Raw genomic sequence first — 12,969 nt, 5'->3', positions numbered from 1 at the left:
TTATTACGCCGACTGGAGCTGCTGATTATGCAACTCAACGCTATTCTCGCCCTCGCCGACAACAGTGTATTTCGCGGATACGCCATCGCTGCTACCCGCAGTCGTTGCAACGAACTCATCTTCCATACCGCTGTGACCGGATACCAGTAAATCTTCACCGCCCTGTCTTCGCTTTCCGAAGCGAGCCCCAACCTGCATGATATGAAAAACCCGTTTGGCCGCTTTGTGATGGCGATAAAAGAGAAGTAGGAGAAATGAAAAACCGCCTACCGCTGCTACGGCACTACATTGGCGCAGTGCGAAATACACTGCCCTATTCATATCTGATTGACTGGGCAGATGAACAACTACTGCAAGGGCACTACGACGACCACATCATCGCTCTTGCCTGTGCGACAACACACGAGCATGCGATAGCAGCAGCTGAAAATCTGCTGGGCATATCCTTGTCATCACACGATCGGTTTCTGCCACCCATGGCAGCATCCACCCAAATCGCCGCCTTGTCCGACATAGCAGGTATCACCGAACATCAAGTGGATAGGGTATTGATCTACTGCCCAAGTACCGTGAACGGCGAATTTACGCCCTACATGAGTTGGATTACAGAAATCTACGCTGCGACTTCCATCATCAAGCAGCACATTGCTGACTATTGCGCGACATATTTCCTGCAACCATGGCAATACTGCCGTGAGGCGGGCTGCACGGATGAAATCATCCATGTACAAGCGATTACTCTCCCCGCAGAAGATATAGCCATTCTGCACCTGCACGTTGACCTTGAAGAATTTACCCCTTGTAGCGTGCCGCAGTGGCATTGCGACCTAAACTTGGCCATATGTCGGCGAACAGGCACCATCCGCATTACATCAAGCGATAGTGATTGCCAGCAAATAATGGAAATTCGACAACATACTTGAATGCCTGCTCAATAAGCATAGGCATCCAACTGTCTTGGTACGCAAAAAAATCCTTGATAATCAAAGGGAGTATTCCCCACTTGCGAGGGAGGAGATTTTTCTTTGACCATTAAAGATTTCTCCACTGACCTGAATGGGCTAGATTGGCAGCACCGCATCAGCACCCCAGCCAGTCGGCAATGTGGGGAATAGTTATGACATCATTCCTGCGTGGCGGCTGCCCACCTTCCGCCATCACCCTTCCCAGTTATTTACTGCTGCGGAAGTTATCGAGATAGGGGTTCATGTCCAGTTTCCAGCCGTCGGCAGTTTTGCGCCAGCGGGTGATAAGCGCAGTGCCATCCACCACTTTGCTTTTGTCCGGCTGATAGGCGTAGAGGATGACGAGCGCCTGTTCGTCATCCTCTTTGTTTTCAACATCCATTTTTTTTGCGGTGAACACGGCTTTGTCGCTGTCAATCCCTGCTTCGGTGAAGGCTTGACGCAGGTATTGCCCCATCATTTGCAAGGCACGGCGCAGGCGTTTTTGGCCTTCTTCGCTGTTTGCTGTGTGGTTATCAAGAAAGGCGATATCGGCGATGGTCTGTTTTTCCAGGCCTTTGGCGCTGTGGACAAGGGTTTGCATGAAGTGCTCGGCGGTTTTGCCAACTTCTTTTTCCGAACCGCCCGGCAAGGTGGCACAAGCGGCAAGGCTCAGGGCGCAGGCGCAGATGAGTGCTTTTATTCTTGTGGAACGAGCCATTTGCCCCCCTGGTTCGTCATTTTCAGTTTGAGATCGCTGCTGCTGCCATTGCCATAACGGATGCGGGCGTTGACACTAGCGTCGTTACCTTCCTGGCGGATGCTTTGCGGGGTGATTTCAATGTCGCGCACGCCTTGTTTTTCGGCAGCGAAGTATTCGCTACTGCCTGCTTTCATCAGGAGTGCCCCTTTGGCGGTCTTCTCGTCCCACCAGCTTTGCTTGGGATTGTAGGGAACGAAGGCATAGCGCCAGGCAGTTTCACCGTCGCCACGATAAAGGGCGCTGAGGTAGGCATGGGCAATGCTGCTGATGTCGTTACCACCCTCGATGCTGCCACTGTATGCGCTGGCACTGACAGTTGGACGTGGAATTTCGCGCAGGACGATGTCGCTGCCGTAGTCATGGTCAACGATATCCGGCACAGGCGGTGGCGACAGGCGTTCTACCGGCAAGGCCGCACCCGCGTCATCATTTTCCATGCTGATAAGTGCGGGGTATTCGTAGTAATCGTCAACGTTATCGTCTCCGCTGATAGACTCAAGAGCGATGGTGTTGTTGTGTTCGTATTGGTAAGGCGCGGGGGAACTGCTACACCCGCCCAACAGCCACATGCCGAGGGCGAGGAGTCCGTATCGAAAGGCTGTTTGCATCAATGCGCTCTGCGGGAAGGGGCGCACAAAGTAGCGTCTGCTTTGTGGGTGGTCAAGTATCGTTTTTACGACATTTTGTGCTTTTCCCGCGTCAGTATGCGGTTTTTCAAGGGGATTCGTTTTCCCTCGAATCACGGCTTGCAATGCCTCTCTTTGCGTGTATAATCCGCGCCTTCTTTCGGGGTGTAGCGCAGTCTGGTAGCGCGCTTCGTTCGGGACGAAGAGGTCGCAGGTTCAAATCCTGTCTCCCCGACCACTATTTATTCCTCTCTCATCGGGCTTAGGCCCGATTTTTTTATGCCTGATATGCCACGTGAAAGATGACGACAAACGACGCGCTTTTTGACCGTATCGGCGCACATTTCCTGAAAAACATCTACGCCACCGTCAAGGGGCGTATCCGTCTGGCCGTACTGCAACGCGACCTGCAACCGCTGCTGACGGCAGAACCGTTGCGTATCCTCGACATCGGCGGCGGCGCGGGGCACATGGCGCTGTGGTATGCGGAATTGGGACACGACGTGACCGTCGTCGATGTTTCGCAAGTGCTGCTGGATGAAGGGCGCGCTGCTGCGCAGGCACTGAATGTGTCCGCCACCTTCGTTCAAGCGGATGCTTTCGCTCTGGAAGCGGCACTGGGTGGAGCTCAATACGATCTTGTCTGCTGTCACGCTGTGCTGGAATGGGTCGAAAACGGTGCAGAACTGCTTGCTTCCTGCGCCGCCCGCATTCGCCCGGGCGGGTATTTTTCGCTGATGTACTACAACGCATATGCCCTGCGCTTCGCCCAGCATGTTTTCGGCAACTTTGCCTATCTGGATCGCGATCTTCGACCTTACCGGAAAACAGCGAAACTGACGCCCACGCATCCGCGTTCCCCGGAAGAAGTTGGGGCGGCATTGGATAATCTTTCGCTGTATCCTGTCCGTCGCTCGGCTATCCGCTGTTTTTATGATTATATGAAACCGCATGATCGCGCCCGCCACAGCGCAGATGAAATTACCGCCCGCGAACTTGCCCTGTCCACAGAGCCGCATTACCTGAATGTCGCCCGCTATATTCATGAACTACGCTGTAAAAACACGACGGGTTGAATGACTTGCCGCCGCCCAAGTATTTGCCTGCAAAGGGTTTTTGACAAGCTGTAGTGAAAGTTTTAGTATTGCCACGTTGCATAGTCATGAATAAATAATTACCGCTGCCGCGGTACGGACACAAAAGTTTACAAAGGAAAAACGCGATGAAAAAAAACGCAAAGATATTCTCCGCCGTCCTGATAACCGGGCTGTTTGCCGCTCAAAGCGGAGCGCAGATGCCGGAACTGGCCGAACAATGGCAAACCTTCGGCGCACCGGCTCCGGCCAACGAAGCAGTCAACCCCGGCTGGGCGGGCGCCATGTTCTACCGCCCCGCCGGAGCCGGCGGTCCGGCGGCGAACGTGTACGTCAACGGCGAATACCTTGCTTCACTGCTGCCGGGCGGCTACCGCTATGCTGAACTCTGCCCCTACAACCAGCGTCTGGCCTCGGCCTATACCGGGCAGGATACCGCCTACAACATCAAAGCGGGTGCAGGCGAGTTTTACGACCTGCCACAAGGCTACGTCAGCTTCTTCCGCGTCATTGACGGCGGCATGGGGCCGACCCTGCAAGCGGTGAACCGTGCTACTGCCAGTCAAGAACTTGGCCAACTGCGCGAACAGACTCATACCCTGCCGCGCCTTGAGCAGAACCGCAGTTGTGCGCCGGAACTCGTGCAGCAATACAACATCGACATCTCCACCCTGTTCAAATTCGACCGCTACGACTACGCCAACATGTTGCCCGAAGGCAAGCAGCGCCTGAAAGAAATCGCCGCTGACTCCTATCAATATCGCGATGCGACCAGCGTTATCTACATTGACGGCTACGCTGACCCCGAAGGCAAACCTGCTTACAACCAGCGTCTCTCGCAACGCCGCGCGCAGACCGTCAAACGCGTGCTGGTCGAAAACGGTTTCAGTCCTTCCTCGCTCAAAGCACGTGGTCACGGCGAAACCGGTCTCGTCGTCAGCGACTGCCGCGCCCGTTATCCGCGTAACGCCAAGGCCCGTGCCGCCTGCGACCAGCCGAACCGCCGCGTCGAAATCAAACTGTACGGCAAAAATATGCACTGAGTTGCCGCCTGCAAAAGCGCCCCACTGGGGCGCTTTTTTGATGCTGTTTCTCCACAGCAGCCCATGTGTATAGTTGAATAGATAAAAAAGCGTAACAAGGCACGCCGCCGCAGACAATACAGGTAGTACGGCGGGTTCCCATAAAAATCGCTACGCGATTTTTATGGGGCCCGGTCAGGCGGCGCAACGCCGTTACGATTTTTTAGATGTTTAACTATATGAATAGAGAACCGACGCGAGCAGCAATGTACCCGAAACGTTCTTCTGCTCACAAAAAAGCCGGGGATTCCCCGGCTTTTTTAATGCTTCCTTGCTCGCTGCCGCCGCATCTCCTTTGGATCAGCAATCAGCGGGCGGTAAATCTCAACGCGGTCGCCGTCGCGCAGCACATAATCACGCGAGCGCGGCAGACTGAACACACCGAAATCCGCTTTTGACACATCCAGATGCGGGAAGAAACGCACCATACCAGAGCGCTCTACCGCCTGTTGCAACGTCGCACCCTCGTTCATGGTCAGAGTGATGATTTTCTGCCGCTCGGACTCGGCATAAGCGACTTCAACGCGGATGGTGGCCATACATCGCTTCCGCGCGGCGGGCGAAAGCGTCCACCATTGTGTTCGTCATATATTCCATCAGGCCACCAAAAATCGGCGCAAGCAGCAGCGGCACTTCAAAATCCATTGAGTAATGCACCTCGCAGCCGCCATCATCCAGCGGGCGGAATTCCCAGCGCCCGCGCAGATGGCGGAAGGGGCCTTCAACCAAAGTAATGTTCATCCAGTGGGGGTAATCGAATGGGTTGCGCGTCGTGAACGACTTACGGAAAGCGCCCTTCTGCGCGGTAATTTTGCCGACCAGCTCGTTTTCCGTGCGACTGACCTGCCGCCCTTCGGCACACCACGGCAAAAATTCCGGATAACGTGCAACATCCGCCACCAAATCAAACATCTGGGCGGGCGAGTATGGCAGTCTTTTTGACTTGTGTATTTGTGGCACAATACGCCCCCATCTCAATAACTGCGCGGCATTCTACCCCATGAGCAAGAAAAGCAAAGAGACCGACAACAACATCATCACCAACCGCAAAGCCTTCCACGACTACTTTCTCGAAGAACATTTCGAAGCCGGCATATCGCTGATGGGCTGGGAAGTGAAAGCCCTACGCGCCGGGCGCGTGCAAATCAAGGAAAGCCACATCCTCGTCAAGGATCGGGAAATCTACCTCTTCGGCGCCTACATCACCCCGCTGCCAGCCGCTTCCACCCACGTTATCGCTGATCCCTCGCGCACCCGCAAGCTGCTCTTGCATGGCCGTGAAATCGCCAAACTCATCGGCGCGGCGCAGCGCGACGGCTACACCCTTGTCCCCGTCAACCTCTACTGGAAAAACGGCTACGTCAAGGTGAACCTTGCCATTGCCAAAGGTAAAAAAGCCTTCGACAAACGCGCCAGCGAGAAAGACCGCGACTGGTCACGACAGAAAGAACGCCTCATGAAAATCCATTGAGAACCACCATGTACGACATCATCACCCTCATCGTCGAAGACCATGACAACTTCATTCACATCCTCGCCGACCGCAAGCGCAACGAAGCCTTTGTGGTCGATCCCGCCTGGGACGCGGAAGGCATCCATGAAGTGCTGGCTGAAGAAGGCCTGACGCTGACCGGCATCCTCATCACCCACAGTCACCACGACCACGTCAATGCCGTATCCGAACTCTATGGCGAGCGCGTCAGCCTCTTCATCAGCGAGGATGAACACCCGCACTGGCCGGATTGCCCTGAAGATGCCATCCTCCTCACCGACGGTGACGAAATCGCCTTTGCCAACACCAGCATCGGCATCATCAAAACCCCCGGCCACACCCCCGGTGGTTGCTGCTACCACATTGGCGGCGATCTCATCACCGGCGACACCCTCTTTATCTACGGCTGCGGCCGTGCCGACCTCAAAGGTAGTGACCCGCATGCGCTCTTCCACAGCTTGCAAAAACTGAAGACGCTGCCGCCCGAAACCACCCTGTACGTCGGCCATAACTACGGCATTGCGGAAACAAGCACCCTTGGCGAACAGCTTGCGGGTAACCCCTTCCTGATGATCGACAACGAGGCCGATTTTGTCCGCTACCGCATGGAAATTGCGGGCAAAACCCGCCACACGCCCTACGGCCCGATCAGCCGCGCCGAACTTGATGCTGTGTTGCACAGTTAATTAGCATCAGCGGTTAATGCCGCGCCACAAAAATTCGCCCCGCCAAGCAAATGCATAGCGGGGCGAAATCGTATAGCACTGATGCCAGACGGCAACCCCTGCCATGGGTTGCCGTCAAGCGGTTCAAACTTTATGGCGAGACTTCGTTGCCATTGAGATCCAGTGCGCGGCGTTTGCCGTCTTTTTCTACGGTAGCGCGACCGTCTTTGTATGACCAGACGTTGTCGTACTGCGGTTTGACAGTCTCTTTACCGCGTTTATCGACAAAACCCCACTGACCATCTTTTTTCACCGCCGCGCGGGATTCGCCATAGGACAACACATCTTGATACTGCGGTCTAACGATCTCCCGACCTTTCTGATCAATAAAGCCCCAGCGGCCATTTTTTTCCACGGCAGCCATACCTTCACTATACGGGCGGATACGGTTATAGCGGGAATGTGGCAGATTGCTGTCTGGCAAAACGCCCATATTGCCGCGATTAGCGGCGGCGATAGCTGGCGCGTTGTTAGTGCTATTGACGGCGAGATTTTGTCCGCCTGTATTGCCGTTAACGTCGCCATTTTTGCCACTACCGCTCAGGCTGTAAGGCTGGTTTGGCGTGCTTTTGAGGCTTGCGCTGTTGCCACGGGCAGCGTTATCCATCGCGCTGTTTGCCGCTACAGCATTTCGGGCGTTATGCGGTGTGGCTTTTAATGCACGCGGTGCGGCAGCGATACCTGGGTGTTGCAGCGCTGCTCTGGGGATCGCGCTCTTTTTGATGTTCATAAGCGCACCGCGATCCACGATTTCCCAGGGTTTGACGGTTTTGCCACTGGGATCGATAGCACGGGCAACGCTGTATGGCAGCATTCTGCCGCTACGGCGTGCCGGGCTGTTGTCACGCAGGCGATAGTCGCTTTGTTTGTAGGCCCGGTTGTCCTGGGCTTCGTGGATAAAGTAGGGGTTTTGCGCCCGGCTACCAAAGAGATCCAGTGCGTGACGCTCCAAGCCAACGATGTTCTGATTTACTTTCGGGTGCTTGGCGAGATCAGCGGCACGTTTGAAGAGCAGGTTGAGCGGGTAATCCATTTCGGGCAGATCCCAGGTGATGAGGTGAGGCTCGTTCTGCGGACTGCTACGGTAGTAGGCGTTGTAGTCCAGCCCCTTGAACATGTCATTGGTGTGGGTTTTCCGCTTGCCGTCCTGGTCAACACCGCCTTCGGTACGCAGCGGGTAGGCGTAGTACGGGCCAGAGCCGTCATTGGGCATGAAGGGGCGGGAGGAGATGATGTTGTTGTAGATTTCCGTGCCGGTCTGTGCCCAACTGAGGTTTTTGCCTTTCGACCATTTTTCTTCGGACAGGCATTTGCCGTGTTTGTAATGGTTGCAGCCACCGATGCGGTCATCTTCACGCAGACGGATAGGATGGAAGGTGCGTGAGATGGTGTTGTTGTACACGCGGGTGTTGCTGGAGCCGGAGAGGCTGATGCCGATGCCGCCGCCTTCGATAATGTTGGAGGCGATGATGCCGCTGTCAGAGACTTCGTAGAAGATACCGGTCGGCACATTGGTGAAGAAGTTATTGGTGATTTGGGCGTTGATGCAACCTTCATCGCACCAGAAACCGGGCAGATGGTTGTTGCGCAGGTTGTTCGGCTCAATAGCGGGCGATTGGGCGCTGTCATCTATGACGTTGTTGCGGAAGACGACGTTGAGCGAGTGGGTAATTTTGATGTGTGCAAGGCCGCAGTAAGCACCGCATTCTGAGCCCCGGGTCGGGTAACCGTCCAGGTTGTTGTTGGCGAAATGGTTATTTTCAAAGACGACGTTATGCGCGTAGTTGCCACCGCTACCGGAGCCGCCGTTATCCACGAAGCGGTTGTTCACGATTCGGGTATTGCTGTTTTGGAAGACGGCCAGGGCAGAGCTGGTATTTTGTGCAAAGATGCCGTTTTCCACCACGCTGTTATCGCCATTGATGCTGACGGCAATAGGTCCGCTGATGTCGCCCATACGCGGGTCATTGAAGGCCCAGACCTGATTCGGCGAATACTGCGAAACGTTGATGCCGCGCATGATGAAATGTTTGCCGACGGTGGTAAAGGCACGGGAGCGGTCGGATATTTCCACGGTACCGGAAGCCGGATTGCTGCCGATGTAGTAGGTGATGTTGTCCTGTGCACCGATGTTGTAGCCAAAGCGGTTGTTTTTGGGGTTTTTCAGGGTAGTCGGCGTTTTATCTTCCACGTAGAAGGTACCGGCAACGACGTCCTGTCTGCGCAAGACCTGGCGCAGGGGACGGTCGTTGATAAAGACCTGTTCGGGATAGGCGGACATTTTGGCCAGCGCCGGATCGGCGGAAAGGGTGCAGACGTGGCAGAAATTTTGGAAGTCGCCGGTGACTTTCCAGACGCCCCCTTCTTTTTGCCAATTTTTGCTGGGTACAACCCTGCTGCCTTTCAGCCACACTTCACCATGCGGCTCAGCTTGCAGGGTGATGTTGTTTTTGGTGATGAAGAAGTGCGGTTCGCGATAGATACCACTTTTCAGGATGATGGTTGTGCCATCACTAGCTCTAGATATGGCTGCCTTGATGGAGTCGAATGGTTCGTTACGTGTTCCTTTCCCTTTCGGCCGCCAGAGATTGGGATTCTCGCTTGGTGCGACCCACAAGACGTTTTGTGCGGGGACGGGGTAATTGGTATCTGCTGCCTGGTACTGATGATTCAGCCGGGCATGCGCTACCTGTGATGCCGCTGATATCAGCGTCATGGATAGTAGAACGCGTCGAAATAATAGACGACCTTTCATGGATTGCTCCCGAGTTACAGTTTTGACAAATGCAGACGTGGTATACACGCCCGTGGTTATGTTAACGACGATAGCCCGCCGGGCAAAATTCCTGGCAGGCTGAGGTCGTTAACAGTTTTTAAGGGGTATTGATGGGGTTGCCGTTAATGTCAAGGGCGTGGCGTTTGCCGTCTTTTTCCACAGTGGCACGGCCATCTTTGTATGACCAGACGGTGTCGTACTGCGGTTTGATGGTCTCTTTGCCGCGTTTGTCGATGAAGCCCCACTGATTGCCTTTTTTTACCGCCGCGCGCGACTCGCCATAGGGCAGCACGTCCTGATACTGCGGCCTGACAATCTCCCGTCCTTTTTGATCAATGAAACCCCAGCGGCCATTTTTCTCCACCGCAGCCATGCCTTCGCTGTACGGGCGGATGCGGTCATAGCGGTAATGTGGCAGGCGGCTGTCCGGCAAAACGCCCATATTGCTGCGCGTAGCGGCGACGATAGCAGACGCATTGTCACTGACGTTGATAGTGAAGCGTTGCCTGCCGGTGCCATCGCCCGCATTGCCGGTCATGCCGTAGTAGGAAAGCGCGGGATTGTCGCTGATCGTCCGGCTGTCTACGTTGGCAATGCCGCTGTCGGTGTTTACCGTTGTGCTCTGCGCTACGCGATGCGCGGCTGCCGGCGCGGCGCTATGCCGACGCTGATTATGGGCAGCAGTTGTCCGCTCAGGGGCGGCTGCACCGCCGGTAGCGTCCATCATGATGTTCATCAGTGCGCCTCTATCTACTGCCACGCCCGATTTGATGCTGCCGCTGGGGTCGATGGCGCGGGCAATATCAAGCGGCAGGGCTTTACCGCTGCCTTTGGCCGGACTGTCGGCACGCAGGTGGTAGTTACTTTGTTTGTAGTCCTGATTGCCTGCGGCTTCGCGGATAAAGAAGGGGTTTTCCGCGCGGCTGCCGAAAAGATCAAGCGCATGGCGTTCCAGTCCGTTGATTTTTTTGTTGACTTTGCCGTGCGTGGCGAGGTCGGCGGTGCGCACAAAGAGCAGGTTGAGCGGGTTATCCACTTCGGGCAGATCCCAGGTGATGACGTAGGGCTCGTTCTCCAGGCTGCTGCGGTAATAGGCGTTGTAGTCCAACCCTTTGAACATATCGTTGGTGAAGGTTTTGCGCTGCCCATCCTGATCTATGCCGCCGACGGTGCGCAGCGGGTAGGCATAGTGCGGGCCGCCACTGTCCTGCGGATGGAAGGCGCGCGAGGAGAGGATGTTGTTGTAGATTTCCGTGCCGGTTTGCGCCCAACTGAGATTTTTGCCTTTCGACCATTTTTCTTCGATTTCGCATTTGCCGTGTCTGAACCGGTTACAGCCGCCGAGACGGTCGTCTTCGCGCAAACGGATGGGGTGGAAGGTGCGCGAGATGGTGTTGTTGTACACGCGGGTGTTGCTGGAGCCGGAAAGTGAGATACCGACCGCGCCGTTTTCGATGATGTTCGAGGCGATGATGCCGCGATCGGAGACTTCGTAGAAGATAGCCAGCGGCACGTTGGTGAAGAAGTTGTTGGTGATTTTTGCGTCGATGCAGCCTTCATCGCACCAGAAGCCGGGTAACTGTTCGTCACGGTTGGCAGGATCGGTCGTGGGCGGACGCATGCTGTCGTCAATGATGTTGTTACGGAAAACCGTGTTCACGACGTGGGTGATTTTCAGGTGGGCGAAGCCGCAGTAAGCTTGGCAGATGGTGCCGTTGGTCGGGTAACCGTCAAGGTTGTTATTGGCGAAGTAGTTGTTTTCAAAGATGACATTGTGCGCATAGTTGCCGCCAGTGCCCGCGCCGCCGTTATCGACGAAGCGGTTGCCTGCCACACGTGAGCCGTTATTCTCAATGATGGCAAGGGCAGAGCTGGTGTTCTGCGCGAAGATGCCGTTTTCCACCAACGAGTTGCTGCTGGCCACCACCAACGCCGCCGGGCCGCTCTTATCATCAAGGCGCGGATCCTTGAAATTCCAGACATGGTTCGGCGAAAACTGCGAGATGTTGATGCCGCGCATGGTGAAGTGATGCTTGCGACCATAAGTGCTAAAGGCGCGGCTGCGTTCACTGATTTCCACCGTGCCGGAAGCGGGATCGCTGCCGAGGTAATAAGTAATCTCGTCCTGCTCGCCGATGTTGTAGCCGGCGCGATTATTCTTCGGGTCTTTCAGTGTGGTCGGCGTTTTGTCTTCCACATAAAACGTCCCCGCCGTCACTTCATTCTTGCTGAGTACCTGGCGCAGCGGCTCATCGTTGATAAACACCTGCTCCGGATAGGCCGACATTTTGGCAAGCGCCGGATCTGCAGAAAGTGTGCAGACGTGGCAGAAATTCTGGAAATCCCCCGTCACCTTCCAGAGATTGCCCTCCTTCTCAAAGCGCTCGGCAGGGACAACGGTGCTGCCTTTCAGCCAGACATCACCATGCGGTTCGGCTTGCAGGGTGATGTGGTTCTTGTCCACAAAAAAATGCGGCTCGCGGTATGCCCCGCTCTTCAGAACGATGGTCGTGCCATCCGTCGCCCGCTGCACGGCGGTGCGAATAGAACCGAGCGGCTTGTCGCGACTGCCATCACCACCAGCCGGGGCATCAGCGGCAACCCAGAGGACGTTTTCAGCCGGGACGGGATAATTCGTATCAATCGGCTGATACTTGTGATTCACAGCAGCGTACGTCTGCGGCAAAGCAAGCGCTACGGCCAGCAAGGCGGCGGAAGAGCGGAGCATGTTCGATTCCCTCATAAACATTAACAAAAAAACAGTAAAGCGCAGTGTAACACGCCTGCATCATGAAGAAACAAACCACGCAAAAACAAATTGTTATAAGAACAACATGACAAAAATCATACTAATTATTAAGAATAATTCCTATCATTACTTAAACCTCAACCGGAATCTCTCCATGCACCTGCGCTACCTCCTGCCCGCTCTTGCGATTGCGGGCGCCCATGCTGAAAAAGCGACTGACCTCGCCACCGCCGACGCCTACCACATGCAATACAACTTCGGTCCACCACCCGTCATCACCCCACAGACCGACATCAACGCCCCGCTGGAAAACCAGTTTGACTACGCCCGTCCGTGGCTTGACCCGAACGTCGCCAATGACGTCGCCGGCAGCACCATCCGTCCACTGCAACTCGGCGCCCAAATCGGCAGCCACGGCGACAGCGAACGCGCTCTCTTGCGGCTGCGCGGCAGCAACAGCTACCTCATCGGTAACGCCTACCGCCAGCATCTCGGCGACTACAAAGACGGTAGCGGCGCACGCGTCAACGCCGGTTACACCCGCGACGGCGAAGCATTAGTCGCCGGTATCGTGCCAAACGGCGTACAGGAATACCGTCTCGGCGTCGTACGCGATAGCATCAATAACGACAAACAGCCGGGCGATCAGATGGATGCCCTGCGCACCCGCCGTGTCGTCGTCAACGGCATGGCCCGCCTCGGTGCCTAGGATCAGAGC

General features: G+C 55.5%; 12 protein-coding genes, 1 tRNA gene and 1 pseudogene. 8 read left to right on the top strand and 6 right to left on the bottom strand.

From position 1 onward, the window contains the following. Positions 1-27: 27 nt before the first annotated feature. Positions 28-147 (top strand): annotated as a pseudogene (locus LG374_RS11460) (carbamoyl-phosphate synthase domain-containing protein); the annotation flags it as partial. A 107-nt stretch (positions 148-254) separates the two neighbouring features. Beyond that, entirely contained in the window at positions 255-923 is a 669-nt protein-coding gene (locus tag LG374_RS11455; protein WP_225757821.1) for a hypothetical protein, read from the top strand. Positions 924-1,170: 247 nt separating this feature from the next. On the opposite strand, the gene LG374_RS11450 is transcribed toward LG374_RS11455, so the two are convergent. Further along, the gene (locus LG374_RS11450) at positions 1,171-1,665 is read right to left on the bottom strand and encodes a hypothetical protein (protein ID WP_225757820.1); all 495 of its coding nucleotides are present in this window, start codon (positions 1,663-1,665) and stop codon (positions 1,171-1,173) included. Continuing rightward, positions 1,644-2,315, bottom strand: coding sequence for a hypothetical protein (locus LG374_RS11445; RefSeq protein WP_225757819.1), 672 nt, complete (start codon positions 2,313-2,315; stop codon positions 1,644-1,646). Before LG374_RS11445 ends, LG374_RS11450 begins: the two co-directional genes overlap by 22 nt. Before the next feature lie 179 nt (positions 2,316-2,494). Between LG374_RS11445 and LG374_RS11440 the strand changes: the two genes are divergently transcribed. From LG374_RS11440 to LG374_RS11430, 3 genes are all read left to right on the top strand, one after another. Next, a tRNA-Pro gene (locus tag LG374_RS11440) sits at positions 2,495-2,571 on the top strand. 64 nt (positions 2,572-2,635) lie between these two features. Then, positions 2,636-3,409, top strand: coding sequence for a methyltransferase domain-containing protein (locus LG374_RS11435; RefSeq protein WP_225757818.1), 774 nt, complete (start codon positions 2,636-2,638; stop codon positions 3,407-3,409). A gap of 146 nt (positions 3,410-3,555) precedes the next feature. Beyond that, entirely contained in the window at positions 3,556-4,470 is a 915-nt protein-coding gene (locus LG374_RS11430; protein WP_225757817.1) for an OmpA family protein, read from the top strand. A 299-nt stretch (positions 4,471-4,769) separates the two neighbouring features. Here LG374_RS11430 and LG374_RS11425 read toward each other — a convergent pair whose 3' ends face one another. Beyond that, complete coding sequence (locus LG374_RS11425; protein ID WP_115611802.1) at positions 4,770-5,048, bottom strand: RnfH family protein; 279 nt, start codon at positions 5,046-5,048, stop codon at positions 4,770-4,772. Then, positions 5,029-5,469, bottom strand: coding sequence for a type II toxin-antitoxin system RatA family toxin (locus LG374_RS11420; RefSeq protein ID WP_225757816.1), 441 nt, complete (start codon positions 5,467-5,469; stop codon positions 5,029-5,031). Before LG374_RS11420 ends, LG374_RS11425 begins: the two co-directional genes overlap by 20 nt. A gap of 40 nt (positions 5,470-5,509) precedes the next feature. Here LG374_RS11420 and smpB point away from each other — a divergent pair, with 40 nt between their 5' ends. Together smpB and LG374_RS11410 are read left to right on the top strand one after the other, a co-directional pair. Continuing rightward, positions 5,510-5,980: an SsrA-binding protein SmpB gene (gene smpB, locus LG374_RS11415; RefSeq protein WP_006986951.1), complete on the top strand. Its 471-nt coding sequence runs from the start codon at positions 5,510-5,512 to the stop codon at positions 5,978-5,980. 8 nt (positions 5,981-5,988) lie between these two features. Further along, complete coding sequence (locus LG374_RS11410; protein WP_225757815.1) at positions 5,989-6,687, top strand: MBL fold metallo-hydrolase; 699 nt, start codon at positions 5,989-5,991, stop codon at positions 6,685-6,687. A gap of 130 nt (positions 6,688-6,817) precedes the next feature. Here LG374_RS11410 and LG374_RS11405 read toward each other — a convergent pair whose 3' ends face one another. After that, positions 6,818-9,442: a WG repeat-containing protein gene (locus LG374_RS11405; protein ID WP_225757814.1), complete on the bottom strand. Its 2,625-nt coding sequence runs from the start codon at positions 9,440-9,442 to the stop codon at positions 6,818-6,820. Between the two features lie 157 nt (positions 9,443-9,599). Further along, positions 9,600-12,230, bottom strand: coding sequence for a WG repeat-containing protein (locus LG374_RS11400; RefSeq protein WP_225757813.1), 2,631 nt, complete (start codon positions 12,228-12,230; stop codon positions 9,600-9,602). Between the two features lie 175 nt (positions 12,231-12,405). On the opposite strand from LG374_RS11400, the gene LG374_RS11395 reads away from it, so the two are divergent. Continuing rightward, entirely contained in the window at positions 12,406-12,960 is a 555-nt protein-coding gene (locus tag LG374_RS11395; RefSeq protein WP_225757812.1) for a hypothetical protein, read from the top strand. Positions 12,961-12,969 lie beyond the last annotated feature (9 nt).

This window comes from Cardiobacterium sp. Marseille-Q4385 (assembly GCF_916618745.1).
Taxonomy (GTDB): domain Bacteria; phylum Pseudomonadota; class Gammaproteobacteria; order Cardiobacteriales; family Cardiobacteriaceae; genus Cardiobacterium.
This window is presented reverse-complemented; position numbering and strand designations above follow the sequence as displayed.

What these genes read in the sequence shown, in the direction of transcription:
- LG374_RS11405 (WP_225757814.1), bottom strand. Translation starts at nt 9,442, where the DNA reads ATGACGCTGATATCAGCGGCATCACAGGTAGCGCATGCCCGGCTGAAT.
- LG374_RS11455 (WP_225757821.1), top strand. Translation starts at nt 255, where the DNA reads ATGAAAAACCGCCTACCGCTGCTACGGCACTACATTGGCGCAGTGCGA.
- smpB (WP_006986951.1), top strand. Translation starts at nt 5,510, where the DNA reads ATGAGCAAGAAAAGCAAAGAGACCGACAACAACATCATCACCAACCGC.
- LG374_RS11430 (WP_225757817.1), top strand. Translation starts at nt 3,556, where the DNA reads ATGAAAAAAAACGCAAAGATATTCTCCGCCGTCCTGATAACCGGGCTG.
- LG374_RS11445 (WP_225757819.1), bottom strand. Translation starts at nt 2,315, where the DNA reads ATGCAAACAGCCTTTCGATACGGACTCCTCGCCCTCGGCATGTGGCTG.
- LG374_RS11425 (WP_115611802.1), bottom strand. Translation starts at nt 5,048, where the DNA reads ATGGCCACCATCCGCGTTGAAGTCGCTTATGCCGAGTCCGAGCGGCAG.
- LG374_RS11395 (WP_225757812.1), top strand. Translation starts at nt 12,406, where the DNA reads ATGCACCTGCGCTACCTCCTGCCCGCTCTTGCGATTGCGGGCGCCCAT.
- LG374_RS11450 (WP_225757820.1), bottom strand. Translation starts at nt 1,665, where the DNA reads ATGGCTCGTTCCACAAGAATAAAAGCACTCATCTGCGCCTGCGCCCTG.
- LG374_RS11400 (WP_225757813.1), bottom strand. Translation starts at nt 12,230, where the DNA reads ATGCTCCGCTCTTCCGCCGCCTTGCTGGCCGTAGCGCTTGCTTTGCCG.
- LG374_RS11435 (WP_225757818.1), top strand. Translation starts at nt 2,636, where the DNA reads ATGACGACAAACGACGCGCTTTTTGACCGTATCGGCGCACATTTCCTG.
- LG374_RS11410 (WP_225757815.1), top strand. Translation starts at nt 5,989, where the DNA reads ATGTACGACATCATCACCCTCATCGTCGAAGACCATGACAACTTCATT.